Genomic DNA, 16,909 nt, shown 5'->3' on the forward strand with positions numbered 1-16,909 from the left:
AAAGGTTGTTAGATTCCTTTCGTCCGTCGAAAGACTTTTGAAATACTTACGCCGCGAAAACTGCTTTAGATCAAATGTTTTTTTATAAAAATGCAATTGGTTTTTGCCGGAACCCTTAAAAAACAAAAAGAGTCTATTGCTAGACTCCTGATGCTTTCAGACTAATGGATAATAACGTTGAGCAAATAGTGGCGCAGGTACTTACTATATATGTATGTATAGCGTTATGATCTCGTGAAGCGTAGTTTTATTACTACTGTTATTTTCAAATAACTTCTAAGGCAAATATATGAGAATAACTTGCAATACAAAAAAAATATCTAAATAATTTTTGGGTGTAAAATACACTCCTGTTGTTCAGAACCTTCTGCTTCGGAAAACATCGTACGGGCATCTGCTTTACCTATGCACATTTAATGATGATTGTAATCGGCAGCAGGAATAATCATGCATAACTTTTGTAATAAATGTTAATGGCCCGGATCAAAAAGTTGATTATCCTTCATATAGACGCATTTTATAGGGTTTATCAGGAAAAGCAGGATATTTGTCCGGCATTTTGATATTTGTTTTTATAATTTTACACTTTGCCTTCTCGTTAACTAGTATTTATTTTTGATAATTGAATAACCCATGGCTAACCTGCTACTTGTAGAAGACGACACCACATTCTCAAAACTGCTCAGCAACTTTCTTGGCAAGCACGGTCATCAGGTTCAGGTTTGTTCAAGTATCAGAGAAGCCAGAGAAGCGCTGGGAAGCGGCGAAAAACAGGTATCTTACGATGTGCTGATGCTGGATTATCGTCTGCCCGACGGAAACTCCATTGATTTTCTCAAAACGCTGAGAAGTGAAGGCAATCGTACAGCTGCATTCATTATGACCAGTTTTCATGACGTCCGCACCGCAGTTACGGCCATGCAGATCGGCGCATTTGACTACATTACAAAGCCTGTCAATCCGGAAGAGCTCCTTATGGTTCTGCGGGAGGCCCTCAGCAAAGGCGATATTACGGTTACGGCAGTGCCAAGGTCCAAGGCAAATGTAAAAGCGGAAAAGCCGTCGCTTGACTTCATTGAAGGGAAGAGCAAAATTTCCAAACAACTATACGAGTACGTGCGGCTGGTATCTCCAACGGATATGTCCGTAATCATACAGGGCGAAAGCGGAACCGGAAAAGAACACGTTGCCAAATCCATTCACCGGCTCAGCAAGCGGAGCAGCGGGCCGTTTGTAGCCATTGATTGCGGCTCATTATCCAAAGAACTCGCAGCAAGTGAGCTTTTCGGGCATAAAAAAGGCGCTTTTACCGGCGCTTTACAAGATAAGATCGGTCAGTTTGAAGCAGCAGACGGCGGAACTCTGTTCCTGGATGAAATCGGAAATCTGGGCTATGACGTTCAGATCAAGCTGCTCAGGGCACTGCAGGAAAGAATCATTGTGCCGATCGGCAGTACGCAGCCTGTCAGGGTAGATGTCCGGCTGATCGCAGCCACCAATGAAGATCTGATGACCAGTGCTGCAAAAGGCGATTTCAGGGAAGATCTTTATCACCGTCTGAATGAATTCAAGATTGAAGTGCCGCCGCTACGCAAACGTGGTGAAGACCTTGAAATATTTGTCCAGTATTTTGTAGATAAAGCCAATCAGGAGCTGGAAAGAAATGTCCGTGAACTTTCCAAAGAAGTAATGGATGTTTTCCGCAAATACGACTGGCCGGGAAACCTGCGCGAGCTGAACAATGTCATCAAGCGGCTCGTGCTGCTTTCAAAAGAAGAAGTTGCCACATTGAGCGCCTTGCCGGCAGAAATGATCACGGCCATGGAAGATCCGCAGAAGCCAGCCGGTTCCGACCTGAAAGCCATTCAGGAATCGCATGAAAAGGAAATGATCGAGAAAGTACTGCAGGAAGTGCGCTATAACAAGAGCAAAGCTGCAAAACTGCTTAATATTGACAGAAAAACGCTTTACTACAAAATTGAAAAATATCATATTGAGTGAGCCGGAGCTATTTCCTCCACTTGCTCAATAATGGATTCGGCATATTCCAGTACCTGCGTGATTTCTTCCGCAGATACCTGCGCGGCATCTTCTCTCAATGCAACTTCCAGATTTCTGAACTGAGCTGAAAGTTCCTTAGCGCCGATCTGACCCGTTCTTCCTGCCATTCTGTGAATGAGTTCAGGTACTTTTTCAAAGTCGCCGTCGTCAATCAGCAGAAAAAGGGAATCAACATCTTTGCGGCAGTCCATAACAAACTGATGCAGGATTTCGCGCAGCAGGGCTTCATCGCCAAAGGTCATTTCGTTCAATGTGCTGAGATCAAAATCATGCGCGTTCATGTTTTCCTGCTTCTGCGGTGTCTCTGAAAATAATTCCAGCAGTTCCAGCAGTTCGTTGGAATGGAAAGGCTTCATCAGAAATCCGTCAAATCCCATGTTCAGAAGATCCTGTCTTTCTTCCGGCATCGCCTGCGCAGTCAGTACAAAGAATTTTACGTCAGGGGCTGCATTCCTGCGAAGACGTTTGCACAGTTCTGCACCGTTCATGCCCGACATACGCATGTCCGTCAGGACAAATTTAACCTGATTATCCCACGGCCTGCTCAGTACTTCTTCGGCAGAGGAAAACGAAGTATGCGGAATACCGTTCATTTCCAGAACCGATGAACACCATTTCAGAATAAAAGCATCGTCATCCACCAGCCAGACTTTTCCGGTAACCTGATACTCTTTTTGGTCCGATTCGTCCGGTGCGATTTCGGTTGTTTCAGCTTTTTTAATGAGGGTGGTTACAAAAAAAGTAGTGCCTTTATTTGGCGTGCTTTTTACTTTGATGCTGCCGTTCATTCCTTCAACAAGCGCTTTTACAATGCTCAGTCCTAGCCCGGTTCCGCCGTATTTGCGTGAAATGGAAGGATCGGCCTGTTCAAACTGGTTGAAAACACGCTGCAGCTGTTCCTCCGACAATCCGATTCCGGTATCCGAAATCTGATATTCAATGCTGTATTCCTTTTCCGATTCAAAGCCGTTTACTCTTAAAGTTACATCGCCGCTGTTGGTGAATTTAATGGCATTATTGAGCAGATTGTATAGAATCTGTCTGAGTCGGAAAGGGTCGCCGCTGAGATACAGCTGTGGCGGCAGATTATTTTCCAGTTTTAATGTCAGTCCTTTCGAAACAGCAGTCGGACGCAGCATCTGGATTACTTCGTTCAGGAACGGCGTAATGGCAAAAGTCCGTTCTTCAAAAGTAAACCGGTCTGAAATAATGCGGCTGTAATCCAGTACTTCATTAACAAGGTAAAGCAAATGTTCCGATGCCGAATGCAGTATTTCCAGATCCTGCCGTTGAGGCTTTTTGCTGTTTTTAAGCGCTTCCGTGTAGCCGATAATGGATTGCAGCGGCGTCCGTATTTCATGGCTCATGTTCGACAGAAAGCGCTGTTTGGCCAGGCTGTGATATTCCGCTTCCTCTTTGGCTTCTTCCAGCTGGCTCCTGTACTCGTTGCTTCTTGCTATATCTGTAAAAATCAAATAGGCAAGCAAAGCCGTAAGAAGAAAAAATCCGAGCATAACCCATTCCAGTCCGTCTATGCTTTTGGCGACGAGGTTTTTGGAAATTCGGGTTTGTATATTTGAATCTTTGAGCACTTCACTTTCCACACCCTGCATTACTTTCAGGAGCTGCCTTACAAGTGTATTGCCGGCAATCGCCAGTTCTTGTTCACGGTCTACAAAATGGGTAGTTCTTATTTTCTGTGATTTCTCAATCGCATGGACCGCTTCGCCCACTTTTTCAATCGTGCTGTCTTCCTGCGCAACTTTCAGCGTGTCTACTTCCACATTGATTTCCTGCTTCTGATACGTTTTAGGCGCTTCCGCCACCTGATTCTTCTTGTTCTTTTTCCCGCTGAAAACGCGGTTCAGGAATCCTTTTTTTTCCTCCCTGTAAGTGGAAGTATCCGGCAGTTCGGTGTAAACGGTGGTTGTCGTCGTTTTTTTCTCCGTTTTAACAACAGTGCTTTCGGGTTTCAGCTGCGTGGTGATCAATCCGGAAATGGACTTTACTTCGTCGGAAAGCGCCTTGTTGCTGACCAGTTTGGATCTGACTTTGATATACTTGCTGTAAATCTTTTCACGCTGCTCAAGAATGGATCTCATGGAATCTATCCGTACAATCTGGGCAGGCGTATCAAAGCTCATGGCACTCAGAGAATCCAGCAGTAGCAGCAGTTCCTTGGATTGTGCCAGAACCTGTTTATCCCGGTCTTCATTTTTAAGCGTACGGGCGTTCTGCAAATGATCAAGCTGAAGAATGTTTTTAAAAATCTGATTAACCAGCCTCAGCTGATCGTTGGGCGTGGACAAAGCCTCAACTTTGTTCAGCATGTCCTCAAATGTCCTTTTACTGATAAACCAGGATAAGCCAAGTGCCAGTGAAGTCAGAAAAAAACCCAGCAACACTTTTCCGGTCACTGATTTCAAAAAATGTAGTTTGCGTAAAGCTGACATAACGTTCCGGAATTATACAGTATCAATAAACGCATTTCGAGCGGCGAAAGTTGTAAATCCATTCATTGCTATGCATTTGCAAGGTGAAGATAATGCATTTGGCAAATACTTTTCCAACTCTTTCACAAAACAGAAAAGGAGATGCCCACTTTCCGGACATCTCCTTTTCTGTTCTTTTTTACTTTTTCGTCCGGTTGAAAAACCGGTTTTACTTGCCAAGCGAATTAATCCATGATGCGATTTTTGCAGCTTCCTCTTTCGGGACCTGAGGCATCGGAGGCATTGGCGTAGCAAAATCCGGCCAGTTTTCCGGCTTCGGATTATAGATCAGATCCATGATTTTTTCATTGCTGTACTTGCGTTTTGCAACGTCCGTATAAGACGGTCCAACTACTTTTTTATCCGTGGCATGACATGCAAGACACGTATTCTTCTGAAGCAATGGTTTTACTTCATCCCAGGTCGGCGTTTTTGAAGCCGACGCAGTTGCAGTCGTTTTGCCTTTGCCGTCCGGCGAAACGTGTTCTTTCACAGAAGTTGTTGCAGCCGCAGTAGCCGTATTGCCGGATCTTGTTGTTTTCAGTTCCGAAACTTTCAGCTTTTCACCGTCCGGAATGTTGTTCAGCGTATAATATGCTTCCGGATGCACAAGCGACCAGCTGTTCGTGGCAGCACGTACGCCGTCCAGCTGAATTTTGTGTACATAATACTGACGCATGCCGTCCAGAACAATCCGTACCCTTTTGTTGTCGTCAGATACTTTTACGCCTTTTACCTTTACATCTTCCAGATTGATCTGAGGACTTCCGTACACCGGGTAATGCTTGTACAAGTAGCTGCTTACTTTATAAGAATCAAGATCTTCGGCAGACTTGCGGTCAACTGGCATTGTAAATTCCACTTCAAAACCGTCCGGCATTGCTTTTACCGTATACATTTCAAAAGGCATTTTTCCGTTCCAGACCAGACGCTGCAAACCCTGATTGGCATCGCCGGCAGAACCCCAGCCACGGTTTGTTTCTCCCACAAACATGGAGCCGTCCTTGTCAAAAGCCATACGCAGCACGCCCGACTGGAATCCGCTGCGGAAACCGATGCTCGCGCCCTGATATTCACCTTTTACTTTTTCCAGAACAATGCGCATGATGTTGCTTTGTCCCTGATCGCCAACAAAAACCTGTCCTGTAAACGGTCCGAAGCCACCCTTTGTATCATCCAGAATAAGCTCCGAAGTAGACACGCCATGAACGCCATATGGCAGCCACACAGCCGGCAACTGAACCATATTGTATTTTTCTTTCAGCTGATAAAGAAACTGCGGCGCTTCATTTCCTGTGTTTTCAGGCTTGATGGCGCGTCCCTGATCGTCTTTGTGCTGACGGTTGTCACGTTCTGCAAAAAACTGCTTTTCGGTAAGTTTAACCGGCGAGTCCGGCAAACCGGCCCATCTCAATCCGGCCGGATGGCCCATAAAGCCTCCTTTTTTAACCTGGAAAATAGCGCCGGTTCCCATCCAGTCGCCCTGGTTGTCGGTATAAAAAAGTTCGCCGTTCAGCATGCTGATACCCGCAGGGGAACGAACGCCGGTTGCATACGGCTCGTATTTTCCTTCGTTGGTAATATGAAAAATCCATCCGCGGCCCGGCACACGGCTTTCGCCTCTCCACCATTCCTCATCGCCAAATGCCACGTTGCCGCTTACAAAGAAACTTCCGTCCGGCGCCAGTTTGGGGCCAAATGAATATTCATGATAATGTCCGGACAACGGCCATGCATATACCGTTTCGTAAACATCCGCTTTGCCGTCGCCGTTTTTGTCCACCAGTTTGGTCAGTTCGCCGCGCTGCGCGCAGTACAAAGCGCCTTCTTTATAGGCAAGACCCAGAATTTCATGCAATCCGGTCGCGAATTTCCGGAAATAAGGCGTGCGGCTTGTCGGGTTGTCCACAATCCAAACTTCACCTCTTCTGGTTGAAATTGCCAGCGAACCGTTCGGCATGGTGGTCAGTCCGCCGACTTCAAGGATAATTCCTTCCGGAATCGGCGGCGTTAAAATTTTATAGAAGTCTTCTTCTTTAGGTGACTCCTGCGCTTTAAGCATTGTAAGAGTTGCCAGCAGCGCAAATGCTATGTGAGCAATTTTTTTCATTATCAATGGAATATCAAAAAGATTAAAATCAGAATAGGATCGAGTACTTTACTTCGCCGTTGCGTACCGGAACAAGCAGCTCCTGCTGACCGTTTGCGCTTCTTATTTCAGGCTTCACCGTTTTGTCGGCCAGCTGAATATAGTAGGATTTGTTGTCTACGGCATAAAGTCCGTCCGCTACTTTTTCAATAAGCGATCCGTCGGCAAGTCTTGCAACCAGGTCCGTTACAGGGTTATTTACTTTTACAATCCGTTCAAGATACTGATTATTCACAACCGAAATATAATCTGTTACCGTGGAGCCAAATGCCTGATACTGGAACGTCGGAACGTCTGTTTCATCGAGTACATAGCCTTTCGGGCGGTAGCGGCTGCCGGTTGTATCGGATTGCCATTTGGAGTTTCCTTTGGTTTTGCCAAGCAGCATATCATCGTTCAAAAGCGTAACGCTTCCGCGCGGGCGGGAAGAACCGTCGCCGCGATCGTGCCACATCGGGGTTGCATCCAGAAACTCGCCGCGCCAAACCTGCAGTACGTTTCCTTTGTCCATATCGTAAGTATAATGCAGGTTGGCCGGGCTTCCCACCGAAACTGCATGCACTACACGTTGTCTTTTCGCCTTTTCGTCCTTTTTGAAATCCATGAAACTGCGCGTAACCGTATTGGTTCCGGCTGAGATCAGAATCGGATCGTTAATTCTTCCGGACATGGCAGAGCTTTTGGCATGATGCGCAACTTCCCTGAATCCCGGGCCGCTGATCCACAGACCCAGCGCAGGACGCAGCCAGCCGTCTCTTTTGTTATTGAAAATCTCGATTTTGTGATCGCCGGCAGTAAGGTTTGTCTTTGCTTCGCGGAATTCGTTGTCAGCTTTCCATTGTGCATCAATAACATACTTGCCGTCAACTCTTAAATAGGAATTACCCGGCGCCTGTAATCTGAAATTATATTCTCCGGCAGTCGGTGCAGTGTATGTGCCCGTGTACACGTAAGAGTAATTGTTGTTCTCTTTCAGGATTTCCCAGGTCAGCACTTCTGTTTTGCCCGTTTCGGCAGGAGTCAGTTTGCCAAGGTCGTCTGTTTCCAGGATATTTCCGTAATACGTTTTGTAGCTCAGATCGGACAACGTTCCGGGCTTTTTATCAAAATTATTGATCACAATATTTTTGATCGCCAGCGAACCGTGGTCACCCTGAAAACGGAGCGGACCCATTGGAACGTCTTCGGCCGTCAGTGAACCGCGCGTAGGGCCGCTTACTTCCACATTTTCATGGATCGTTACGCCGTTCAGCACGACAGAAAGGAACACCGCATTGGAGATTTTCTTGCCGTTTGCATCAAAGCGCGGTGCCTGATAGGAGATTTTGATGTTTTGCCACAAGCCGGGCGCTTTTGCCACATTGAAACGCGGCGCATAGCCTTCGTATCCTTTTTCACCTTCCGGCTTGGTATCATTCCAGCGTTCGTAAATACCGCCGCAGTCGTTGTACTTGGCTGTTTTTTTGCCCCAGCTGTCGAAAAGCTGGACTTCGTAATTTCCCTGCAGGTAAATGCCGGAATTCGATCCTTTGGAAAGCATGAAATCCAGTTCAATGTCCAGATCTCCGTGCTTGAAATTGGAGATCAGCTCGTACTGATTGCCATACTTGCCCTTTTCATGCGTACATGCGAGAACGCCTTTGCCGGGCGTTGTTGTCATGGCGTTTTCTTTGGAAATGTCAGCCGTTGCATTGCCTACAATTTTCCAGTTGTCCGATTTTGTAGTGAATGCACTGAGGTCGTTGAGAGGAACAGTTTGCTGAGCATGAACGGATTGCGTAACAAGCGCTGCCATGCAACAGGCAAGCAGTCGCCATAAAAAAGTATTGTGTTTAAACATACAGGAAAAAAACTTATTGGTTTGGAATTAAGCACCGATTCGGCGGGCGGTGCAAATAACGTGAAGAATTAGGAAAATTGCATTTAATTAGATGAGAATCGCAATTGTTAATGCTTTTTGCTTAATGTTGTATTTTTTGTTATTTCAATGAGTTATTAGACTAAACAGTTTTTTGTTAAAATGAAAAAATTAATTCTTACCGCGTTCAGCCTTGCAACGGCATTTGCTGCACATGCACAATTGCAACCTGCCAAGCAAACGCCGGAATCCAGTGAATTGTGGAGCCCGGTTCCACGTGTTGTAACGCCAGGAAAAAATTCTACTACAGTTTCCGGATTTACTGCTCCTTCTGATGCAATCGTGTTGTTTGACGGTAAAAATCTGGATGCGTGGGTTTCCGGAAAAGACGGAAAAGCGGCTGCGCCCTGGACTGTTGCTGATGGAATTATGACCGTAGCCCCAAAATCCGGCGACATTCAGACCAAGCAGACTTTCGGCGATTATCAGCTGCATATCGAATGGCGTACGCCGGCAAAAGTAGAAGGAAGCAGCCAGGGAAGAGGAAACAGCGGTATATTCATGCAGGGTGTTTACGAACTTCAGGTGCTGGACAGCTACAATAACCCGACTTACTCCAACGGACAGGCCGGTTCTATCTACAAACAAACCATGCCGCTCGTAAATGCATCCGTAGGCCCGGGCGAATGGCAGACTTACGATGTGGTTTATACTGCACCGCATTTCAACAAAGACGGCCAAATGACGATCCCGCCTTACATTACGGTAATCCATAACGGCGTACTGGTTCAGAACCATACGATGATCCAGGGAACAACGCCTTACGTAGGACAGCCTACGATTGAACCGCATGGCCGCGGCCCGATCAAACTGCAGGATCACAACAATACAACGAGTTTCAGAAATATCTGGATCAGAGAATTGTAAGACACCGTATTTCGGTACGGGTACAATATTTTAGAGGCTTAAACGGTTTGAAAAAATCGTTTAAGCCTTTTCTTTTTTCAATACTTTAGAAATTAATTATTTATTCGTTCGAAAGGAATTGTGGTCATGCAGGAAATAGAACCCTATTACAACTGGGAAAAACATTACGTTGCCAGTCACGACGAACGTTCACCTTTTTACGGGAGAACTTACAACTTAGATTACTACGAAAATGCGATATACGGTTATTACATACATCCTTTATGGGATGAAATCGGATCGGAAACGCTTTATGTAAAAATCATTTATGCCGATTATAACAAGCATTTTGCCATTATCGAAATGTTTGGGGAATGGAATGATGCGCTGCATAACGATATCATGTTTTTCAAGCGCCAGGTTGCGGATATGCTGATTGAAGAAGGAATCAACCAGTTTATTCTTCTGGGTGAAAATGTGCTGGACTTTCATGGCGGCGATGACGATTATTACGCAGAATGGTTTGACGATATTGAAGACGGCTGGATCGCGGCGGTCAACTTCAGGGAACATGTGGAGGAACAATGGAAGCGTTTCAGGCTGGATTACTATATCAATTTCGGAGGCACACTCCAGATCGCGAACTGGCGCACTTTGCAGCCGGAGCCATTCTATGAATTAGTTAAAAAATTGATGATAAGAAGGTTAGAGTAGAGAAAAGCGTATACAATTGTTGCAACGTTGATAAGTCCTTTGTAGATTTGGTTTTAACGTATATTAATCCAACCAAACCTTGAAACTTATGGCAGACAATGTGAAATTAACCCCGGAATATTCTGAAGAACTGGATAAGAAAGCAGAAGATTTGAATGTCACAGCAAACAGTGCCACAAACGGCGTAGAGGAAGAGGTTAAGGAACTGAATGAAGAAGCCAAAGACAATGCGACTGCAGAACTGGAAGCACTTGAAGTGAATGCAGAAGAAAAAGCAGAAGATGCAAAAACAGCCGCCGACGGTATCCGGTCAGAAGTTTATGAAACAGCAGATGACCTGAAAGCAGAAGCAGATACAAAGTGGGACGAGGCCAAAGATGCAGCGCTGGAAGCAGAAGAAAAGGCTGCTGATAAATTGGAAGACCTGAAAGCCACGGCGGAAGTTAAAGCTGAGGACACAAAAGATACGGTCGCAGAAATCGGGACTGCCGCAGAGGAAAAAGCGGAAAACCTGAAAATAGCTGTTGAAGACAAAACGGAAGAAGCAAAGGAAATTGTTGCAAACATAAAAGAAGAAGCTGCTGCAAAGGCAGAAGTAGCCAAAGAAGAGGCTACTGAAACGGCGCAGGAAGTAAAATCGGGATTTGCCGTAAAAACGGAGCAACTGCAGAATGAAGTGGAGCTGAACATTGCTGCCGGCAGGGTAAAAGCGCAGGAAATCGTATCCGACCTTACTGAAAAAGCGGAAGACCTGAAAGAAGCGGCTGCCGAAAAGTTTGAAGATATCAAAGAAGATGCCGCAGAAGCATTTGAAGATGCAAAAATCATTGCTTCACAGAAAATCGCCGAAGCGCAGGTAAAAGCCGCCGAACTGAAAGTAAAAGCAACCGAAGAACTTGAAGAACTGAAAGAAACCGCTTCTGAAAAATACGAAGAAACGAAAGTGAAAGCCAAAGGTTTCTGGTCAAGGCTGTTCGGAAAATAAGATTAATGGTATGGATTGATGACGCCTGTCTGACGCAAGTCGGGCAGGCGTTTTTAATGTCGGTATGTAGAAAACGTTTATATATACGTTTATGGCATGGTTTTATAATTGTTATAAATTCAATTGAATCTGAATGACAAAGAATGTCAGTTTTTTGCTTTAACGAACTTATTGTAATTTCAAAATTCCCTGTTTAATGTCACAGCAAACTTTTTCTCTCCCATACCAGCATCCATTTACCCCGGATGAACGATACAAAAAATCAGTTGTTTATTTTTCAATGGAATTTGCCATCGATCAGGCATTGAAGATCTACTCCGGCGGACTGGGTTTTCTGGCCGGTTCGCACATGCGCAGCGTTTATGCGCTCAAACAAAACCTGATCGGCATCGGCATGCTGTGGAAACACGGTTATTACGATCAGGACAGAAAACAGGACGGAAGCATGCAGCCTGCATTTCGTGAAAAAATGTATTCTTATCTGATGGATACCAAAATCCGTTTCCAGATCCCGATACTCGGAAAAGAGGTTTGGGTGGCGGCCTATTATCTTCCGCCCGATGTATTTCAGTCGGCACCGGTGTTCCTGCTTACAACGGATACAGACGGAAACGACGAAACCACGCGCGCCATCAGTTATTCATTGTATGACGCTGACGTTACGTATAAAGTAGCGCAATGCATGGTGCTCGGCATCGGCGGTGCAAGGCTGCTGGAAGAACTGCAGTATGAACCGCAGGTTTACCATTTCAATGAAGCGCATGCCGTTTCGGCTATTTTTCATTTGTATAATAAATACAAAAGTGTTGACGAGCTCAAAAAACGGATCGTATTTACAACGCATACGCCGGAAGAAGCAGGCAATGAAAAGCACGATATTGATTTCCTGAACAGCCTCGGATTCTTTTCAGGTCTGGATCTGGAAACGGTGCGTAAAATCAGTGGCACAAAGGACAACATCTTCAATCATTCGCTTGCTGCACTCAGCCTGAGCCGAAAAGCTAACGGCGTTTCGAAACTGCATGGAGAAGTTTCCAGAAATATGTGGAAAGTTTATCCCGGAATAGCCGAAATTGATCATATCACCAATGCACAGAACAATACGTACTGGATTGATAAAGAATTTGAGCAGGCAAGGATCAGCGGCGATACGGATAAAATTGCAGCCAGAAAAAAGGAGCTGAAAAAGCTTTTGTTCAAAACGGTTGCCGATCAGTGCGGGAAGATTTTTGACCCGAATGTGCTTACAATCGTATGGGCACGCAGGTTTGCGGCTTATAAAAGACCGGATATGCTCGTCTGGGACGGCAACAGGTTTGAAAAAATGATGGCGAACAAAGAGCAGCCTGTACAGATAATCTGGGCGGGAAAACCTTATCCGAAAGATCAGGGCGCGGTGGATACATTCAATCATTTGTTTTATCTCAGCCATTTATTTCCGAATATGGCCGTACTGACGGGCTATGAACTGGCACTTTCCAAGCTGCTGAAAGACGGGTCGGACATATGGCTCAACACGCCGGTTGTAACGAGAGAAGCTTCTGGAACAAGCGGAATGACAGCGGCCATGAACGGCTCACTGAATTTGTCTACTTACGACGGCTGGATCTGTGAATTTGCCAAAGATGGTGAAAACGCCTTTATTCTGCCGGTTGCAAAAGGAGACGATATCAACAAGCAGGATTGCGACAATTTGCTGGATAAACTGGAAACAACCGTCATTCCGACTTACTACGCCGATCAGCAGAAATGGCGGCAAATGGTCCTGAACAGCTTGAACGACGTCAATGCCGATTTCAATTCGGATCGTATGGCGCGTGAATATTATGAAAAGCTTTATTAAGCCGGTCAGTTTTAAATACTGATTTGTTTTGCCAGTAATGCAATGCCTTCCCGGAATGTATGCGGTTCATAACCCAGTACATTCCGGGATTTTGTTATGTCGAAGCCTGTACGCGGCGGACGTCTGGCCGGCTGCGTAAAAGTGGAAGCATCGGTCGGGGAAATCAGTGATTTGTCGAGTGAAAAGTAATCAGCGGCCATCATGGCCATTTCATACGGCGTCATGAAATCGCTTCCTGAAATATTGAAAATGCCCTGTTCTTCCCGGTCTGCAATCAGAAAGCAGCCTTTTGCAAGGTCTTCTGCCAGCGTCGGCGTACGGAACTGATCCGTTACAACCTTTATGGCTTTTCCTTCTTCCAGCGATTTTTTTACCCAAAGGATAATGTTGCTCCGGCTCATATCATGCGCGATGCCGTATACGAGCACCGTTCTGGCGATTGCCCACTTTATACCTGAATGCATAACCGCTTTCTCCGCTGCATATTTGCTCCATCCGTAAAAACTGACCGGGTTCGGCAAGTCTTCTTCTTTATACGGTCCCGCAGTTCCGTCAAAAATAAAATCCGTAGAAACATGTTCCAGAAATACATCATATTTCCGGCATGCTCCGACCAGGATTTCAACAGCGGTGACATTCAGTTTCCAGCATGCCTCTTTTTCCATTTCGCATTGATCCACATTGGTCATGGCAGCGGTATGAATAATGACATCCGGCTTTGCAGAGCCAATAACATGATCAACCTGAACGGGATCGGTTACATCCATTTCAAGGAATTCATAGCCTTCGCTGGAATTCAGCCGGTTTTTACCTTTTGCAGTAGCGATGGTTTCACAGGTATTTTCAGAAACCAGCAATTCAATCAGCTTCTGACCCAGAAGACCGTTTGAGCCGGTTACAAGAATGCGTTTCTTTTTCAATCCCGAACGATATTAAGCTTCGTAATTCCAGCCGTACTTGCGTGTAATTTTCTTCTTTTTCATCTTTTTGACCGAAACCTTCATGGCAATGTCTTTTTCCGGACGGTCTCTTTCATCTTTGGAAACCGCGCCGATCTTATCCACGACATCCATGCCGTCAATAACTTGCCCGAACACCGTATACGCGCCGTCCAGATGCGGAGTGCCGCCGATTGTCTCGTAAACTTTTCTTTGTTCGTCGGTCAGTTTCCGGGCTGCGCGGGCAGCCTGTTTGTCCAGATCGTTTTTGCTCCATTTCCGGCCCTGTACAATGTAAAACTGGCATCCGCTCGATTCTTTTGCCGGATTATTGTCACGTGCTGCGGCCAGCGCGCCTTTCTGGTGAAACAGTTTCGGACTGAATTCCGCAGGAATTTTATAGCCGTTATCACCTTTTCCAAGCATTTCATCCGGCTTTGCATTTCTTGAATTCGGATCGCCGCCCTGAATCATGAACGCATCGATCACACGGTGAAAAAGCAGACCGTCATAAAAATTTTCATTGCTGAGTTTCAGGAAATTGGCTTTATGTTTCGGCGTTTCATCAAAAAGGATGAGTTTCATACTTCCCAAATCCGTTTCAATGGTTACAACTTCGTCTTTTTTTGATTTTTTCTGAGCCGAAACGCTCAGCGAATAAAGGCACACAAAGGCCAGAAGAATTGATTTTCTGATTTTCATAAACGTTATTTTACTGCAAGCACATTTTTGTCTGTCGGAACAAACTGGAATTTCAGACCGTAATCTTTTCCTTCAGATACGTCTTCCATATTTACCCTGACCGAATTTTTATTCCATGTTATTTTTTTCGACTCTTCTTTCGGGGCTCCATAAGCTTCATTGAAATGACTTTTGCCGGCATTCCACAGCTCCTTTGTAGCAGCCGGACTGTTGAGGTAAACGTCAACTGTAATTCTGTTGATTTTCTTGTCTGACGAAAAGAAGTACTGTACATCAATGGTTTCCAGCTTGGCTGTTTCGGAAGTGTAGCCGAGGTGATCCGCAGTTTCTTCAAACAGTTCAAATTTTTCCGTCGATTTGACTTTGCTGACCGGATCGCCGAACGCAATGCCTCTTACCGTTCCTGCTTCTTCATCGGAAGAGCCCAGGATTGCTTCCAGCAAAGTGGATTGGTCGCTGTTCAGCTCTGCGTCGGCGGGCGGTTGTGTCACCACAACCGAGTCAGAAGCAGCTTCTGTTTTTTGGTTGGTTTTCGTATCGCAGCCATTTAAAACAATTGCCGTCAGAAGAACAGCAAAGTAATTCCCGGAATATTTCATGCTTGTAAAATTTATTTTCATTCAGTTACGGATTACAATAAAATAGTTGTGCCTTTTTGATGCGAACTTAACATTTACAGCGCAATTTAGCGATAATTCCATGACCGGTAAAAAAATCAGAATTCCCGCGAGAAGTTGAAAAAGAAGCGGCGTTCGCCTTTTGCATTGTAGGTAAGATTGAACCGGGCCAGAATATTATAAAAAGTAACCACGTCCAGACCGGCTCCGGCTCCGTAAAGCATGGAATTGCCCAGCTTCGTATTGCTCAGTTCCGGATAGAAATTTTTTACATAACCGGCGTCCGCAAACGTATTGATGTAAGCCGCAAGCGGAATCGTATTGAACTGTTTTACAGGAATAAAAGGAAAATGTTTCTGTACTGAAAAAAGCCTGTATTTCAGTTCGTTCTTTAACAAGGCGTAATTCTGCCCGTCTACAACATACAGTTCATAACCTCGGACAAGATCATTTCTGTAACCCAGTCCGACGGTCTGCAGATAAGGCTGCCGTTTGGGAAAAGAAACGCGCGCGCGGACGCCTGAGTTGAAATACCAGTTTTTGCCCAGCGGAACGTACTTCCGGTAAGATCCGTACATATAAAGCGTATTCACATCGTCTGAATGCAGCAAACCTGTTTTGGAAATCTGCAGGCCGAGCGTTTGCCCGGACAAGGCATACTGTACATTATCGCGCCGGTCGTAGCTGAAAGTATAGCTTAACTGAAAATAGCGCTGGTTTCTGCGGCCGTTGAGCAGATAATTGGGATTGAGCACGGCAATCGTATCCGATATCCGGCTGTAACTGTAACGCAGATCAACGGAATGAAACGTATAATATTTGTTCCGGCGCGTAAGGCTTACATACGAATAAAACCGCCTTCGGTTAATGTTTTCGCTGCTCAGGTAATCCAGTTTGTCGCGCCATGTTCTGAAAGCCGTCGTTTTGTTTACCGAATAGGAAGTCCCGACCGTAATGCCGGTTTTCTGCGCTTTGTCAAGATACGGAAGGGTATAGGCCACTTCAAATTTTGGGATAAACCCGAATTCGGCAATAAAACGTAGCTTGTCCGCACGCCCGGAAACATTTCCGTAACTCAGATAAACACCGTAAATCGTCCGGGACAAATCCCGTTTGCGGTCATACCACCATTCGTTGAAATTGCGGTCGGCAAGCTGAAAAACAGGAAGTACAATGAAATACCAGCGTTCTTTTACAATCACGCGTACATCGGTCCGGACGGAATCCGCATTGCTGGCCGGAAGCATTTCCACAGTCACAAACAAATTGGTATTGATGATTTTACGCCGATCCGTTTCCAGGCTTTCCCTGAGCAGTGCAGCCTGCAGTGTATCTCCGCTTTTTACGGCCATTTCCCTGAGGATAATGCCGGCACGCGTTCTTGCATTTCCTTCAATCCGGATGTCGCCGATCACGACAATCCCGCTGCTGTCGGGCGTAACGAGTTGTGCGTAAATGAAATCCGGAAGGTGTATAAAAAACAGCAGAAGCGCTATTGATTTATAATGCTGGACAAACCTCATGCTTCATGGCCGAATTCAGTGTGGAATGTAATTTCAAGTATAAAGGAAAATATTTTCAAAAGTACGTTTATAGGCCGAAATGTCGGAATATTATCCTTATGTTAACTTTCGAAAATCAGCT

General features: G+C 45.4%; 12 protein-coding genes. 5 read left to right on the plus strand and 7 right to left on the minus strand.

The annotated features are described in order from the left end of the window. The first annotated feature begins 633 nt into the window (after positions 1-633). A complete protein-coding gene (locus FEM33_RS20740) occupies positions 634-2,001 on the plus strand; it encodes a sigma-54-dependent transcriptional regulator (RefSeq protein WP_139013900.1) in 1,368 nt (455 codons plus the stop codon). Here FEM33_RS20740 and FEM33_RS20745 read toward each other — a convergent pair. The 3 genes from FEM33_RS20745 to FEM33_RS20755 all read right to left on the minus strand — a co-directional run bounded on the left by FEM33_RS20745 (position 1,989) and on the right by FEM33_RS20755 (position 8,497). Continuing rightward, positions 1,989-4,478 carry a hybrid sensor histidine kinase/response regulator gene (locus tag FEM33_RS20745; protein WP_229214357.1) on the minus strand — a complete coding sequence of 830 codons (2,490 nt, stop codon included), beginning with the start codon at positions 4,476-4,478 and terminating at the stop codon, positions 1,989-1,991. The genes FEM33_RS20740 and FEM33_RS20745 overlap by 13 nt on opposite strands. Positions 4,479-4,722: 244 nt before the next feature. Further along, positions 4,723-6,663 carry a c-type cytochrome gene (locus tag FEM33_RS20750; protein ID WP_139013902.1) on the minus strand — a complete coding sequence of 647 codons (1,941 nt, stop codon included), beginning with the start codon at positions 6,661-6,663 and terminating at the stop codon, positions 4,723-4,725. A gap of 28 nt (positions 6,664-6,691) precedes the next feature. Beyond that, positions 6,692-8,497, minus strand: coding sequence for a 3-keto-alpha-glucoside-1,2-lyase-like domain-containing protein (locus tag FEM33_RS20755; RefSeq protein WP_139014099.1), 1,806 nt, complete (start codon positions 8,495-8,497; stop codon positions 6,692-6,694). Between the two features lie 225 nt (positions 8,498-8,722). Between FEM33_RS20755 and FEM33_RS20760 the strand changes: the two genes are divergently transcribed. From FEM33_RS20760 to glgP, 4 genes are all read left to right on the plus strand, one after another. Continuing rightward, positions 8,723-9,487, plus strand: coding sequence for a 3-keto-disaccharide hydrolase (locus tag FEM33_RS20760; protein WP_139013903.1), 765 nt, complete (start codon positions 8,723-8,725; stop codon positions 9,485-9,487). A gap of 126 nt (positions 9,488-9,613) precedes the next feature. Further along, positions 9,614-10,180, plus strand: coding sequence for a hypothetical protein (locus tag FEM33_RS20765; protein ID WP_139013904.1), 567 nt, complete (start codon positions 9,614-9,616; stop codon positions 10,178-10,180). A gap of 88 nt (positions 10,181-10,268) precedes the next feature. Then, positions 10,269-11,165: a hypothetical protein gene (locus tag FEM33_RS20770; protein ID WP_139013905.1), complete on the plus strand. Its 897-nt coding sequence runs from the start codon at positions 10,269-10,271 to the stop codon at positions 11,163-11,165. Between the two features lie 196 nt (positions 11,166-11,361). Further along, complete coding sequence (gene glgP, locus FEM33_RS20775) at positions 11,362-13,008, plus strand: alpha-glucan family phosphorylase (RefSeq protein WP_139013906.1); 1,647 nt, start codon at positions 11,362-11,364, stop codon at positions 13,006-13,008. Positions 13,009-13,019: 11 nt separating this feature from the next. Here glgP and FEM33_RS20780 read toward each other — a convergent pair whose 3' ends face one another. The 4 genes from FEM33_RS20780 to FEM33_RS20795 form a co-directional block, all read right to left on the minus strand. After that, the gene (locus FEM33_RS20780) at positions 13,020-13,928 is read right to left on the minus strand and encodes an SDR family oxidoreductase (protein WP_139013907.1); all 909 of its coding nucleotides are present in this window, start codon (positions 13,926-13,928) and stop codon (positions 13,020-13,022) included. Between the two features lie 12 nt (positions 13,929-13,940). Beyond that, entirely contained in the window at positions 13,941-14,648 is a 708-nt protein-coding gene (locus FEM33_RS20785) for a peptidylprolyl isomerase (protein WP_139013908.1), read from the minus strand. Positions 14,649-14,653: 5 nt separating this feature from the next. Continuing rightward, entirely contained in the window at positions 14,654-15,268 is a 615-nt protein-coding gene (locus FEM33_RS20790) for a hypothetical protein (protein ID WP_229214335.1), read from the minus strand. A gap of 95 nt (positions 15,269-15,363) precedes the next feature. Beyond that, positions 15,364-16,788, minus strand: coding sequence for a BamA/TamA family outer membrane protein (locus FEM33_RS20795; protein ID WP_139013909.1), 1,425 nt, complete (start codon positions 16,786-16,788; stop codon positions 15,364-15,366). Between the last annotated feature and the right edge of the window lie 121 nt (positions 16,789-16,909).

The sequence above is a fragment of the Dyadobacter flavalbus genome (genome assembly GCF_006149045.1).
Classification (GTDB): Bacteria; Bacteroidota; Bacteroidia; order Cytophagales; family Spirosomataceae; genus Dyadobacter; species Dyadobacter flavalbus.

Coding starts and splice junctions, on each gene's coding strand:
- FEM33_RS20740 (WP_139013900.1), top strand. CDS start 634: ATGGCTAACCTGCTACTTGTAGAAGACGACACCACATTCTCAAAACTG.
- FEM33_RS20750 (WP_139013902.1), bottom strand. CDS start 6,663: ATGAAAAAAATTGCTCACATAGCATTTGCGCTGCTGGCAACTCTTACA.
- FEM33_RS20755 (WP_139014099.1), bottom strand. CDS start 8,497: ATGGCAGCGCTTGTTACGCAATCCGTTCATGCTCAGCAAACTGTTCCT.
- FEM33_RS20760 (WP_139013903.1), top strand. CDS start 8,723: ATGAAAAAATTAATTCTTACCGCGTTCAGCCTTGCAACGGCATTTGCT.
- FEM33_RS20765 (WP_139013904.1), top strand. CDS start 9,614: ATGCAGGAAATAGAACCCTATTACAACTGGGAAAAACATTACGTTGCC.
- FEM33_RS20770 (WP_139013905.1), top strand. CDS start 10,269: ATGGCAGACAATGTGAAATTAACCCCGGAATATTCTGAAGAACTGGAT.
- glgP (WP_139013906.1), top strand. CDS start 11,362: ATGTCACAGCAAACTTTTTCTCTCCCATACCAGCATCCATTTACCCCG.
- FEM33_RS20785 (WP_139013908.1), bottom strand. CDS start 14,648: ATGAAAATCAGAAAATCAATTCTTCTGGCCTTTGTGTGCCTTTATTCG.
- FEM33_RS20790 (WP_229214335.1), bottom strand. CDS start 15,268: ATGAAAATAAATTTTACAAGCATGAAATATTCCGGGAATTACTTTGCT.
- FEM33_RS20795 (WP_139013909.1), bottom strand. CDS start 16,788: ATGAGGTTTGTCCAGCATTATAAATCAATAGCGCTTCTGCTGTTTTTT.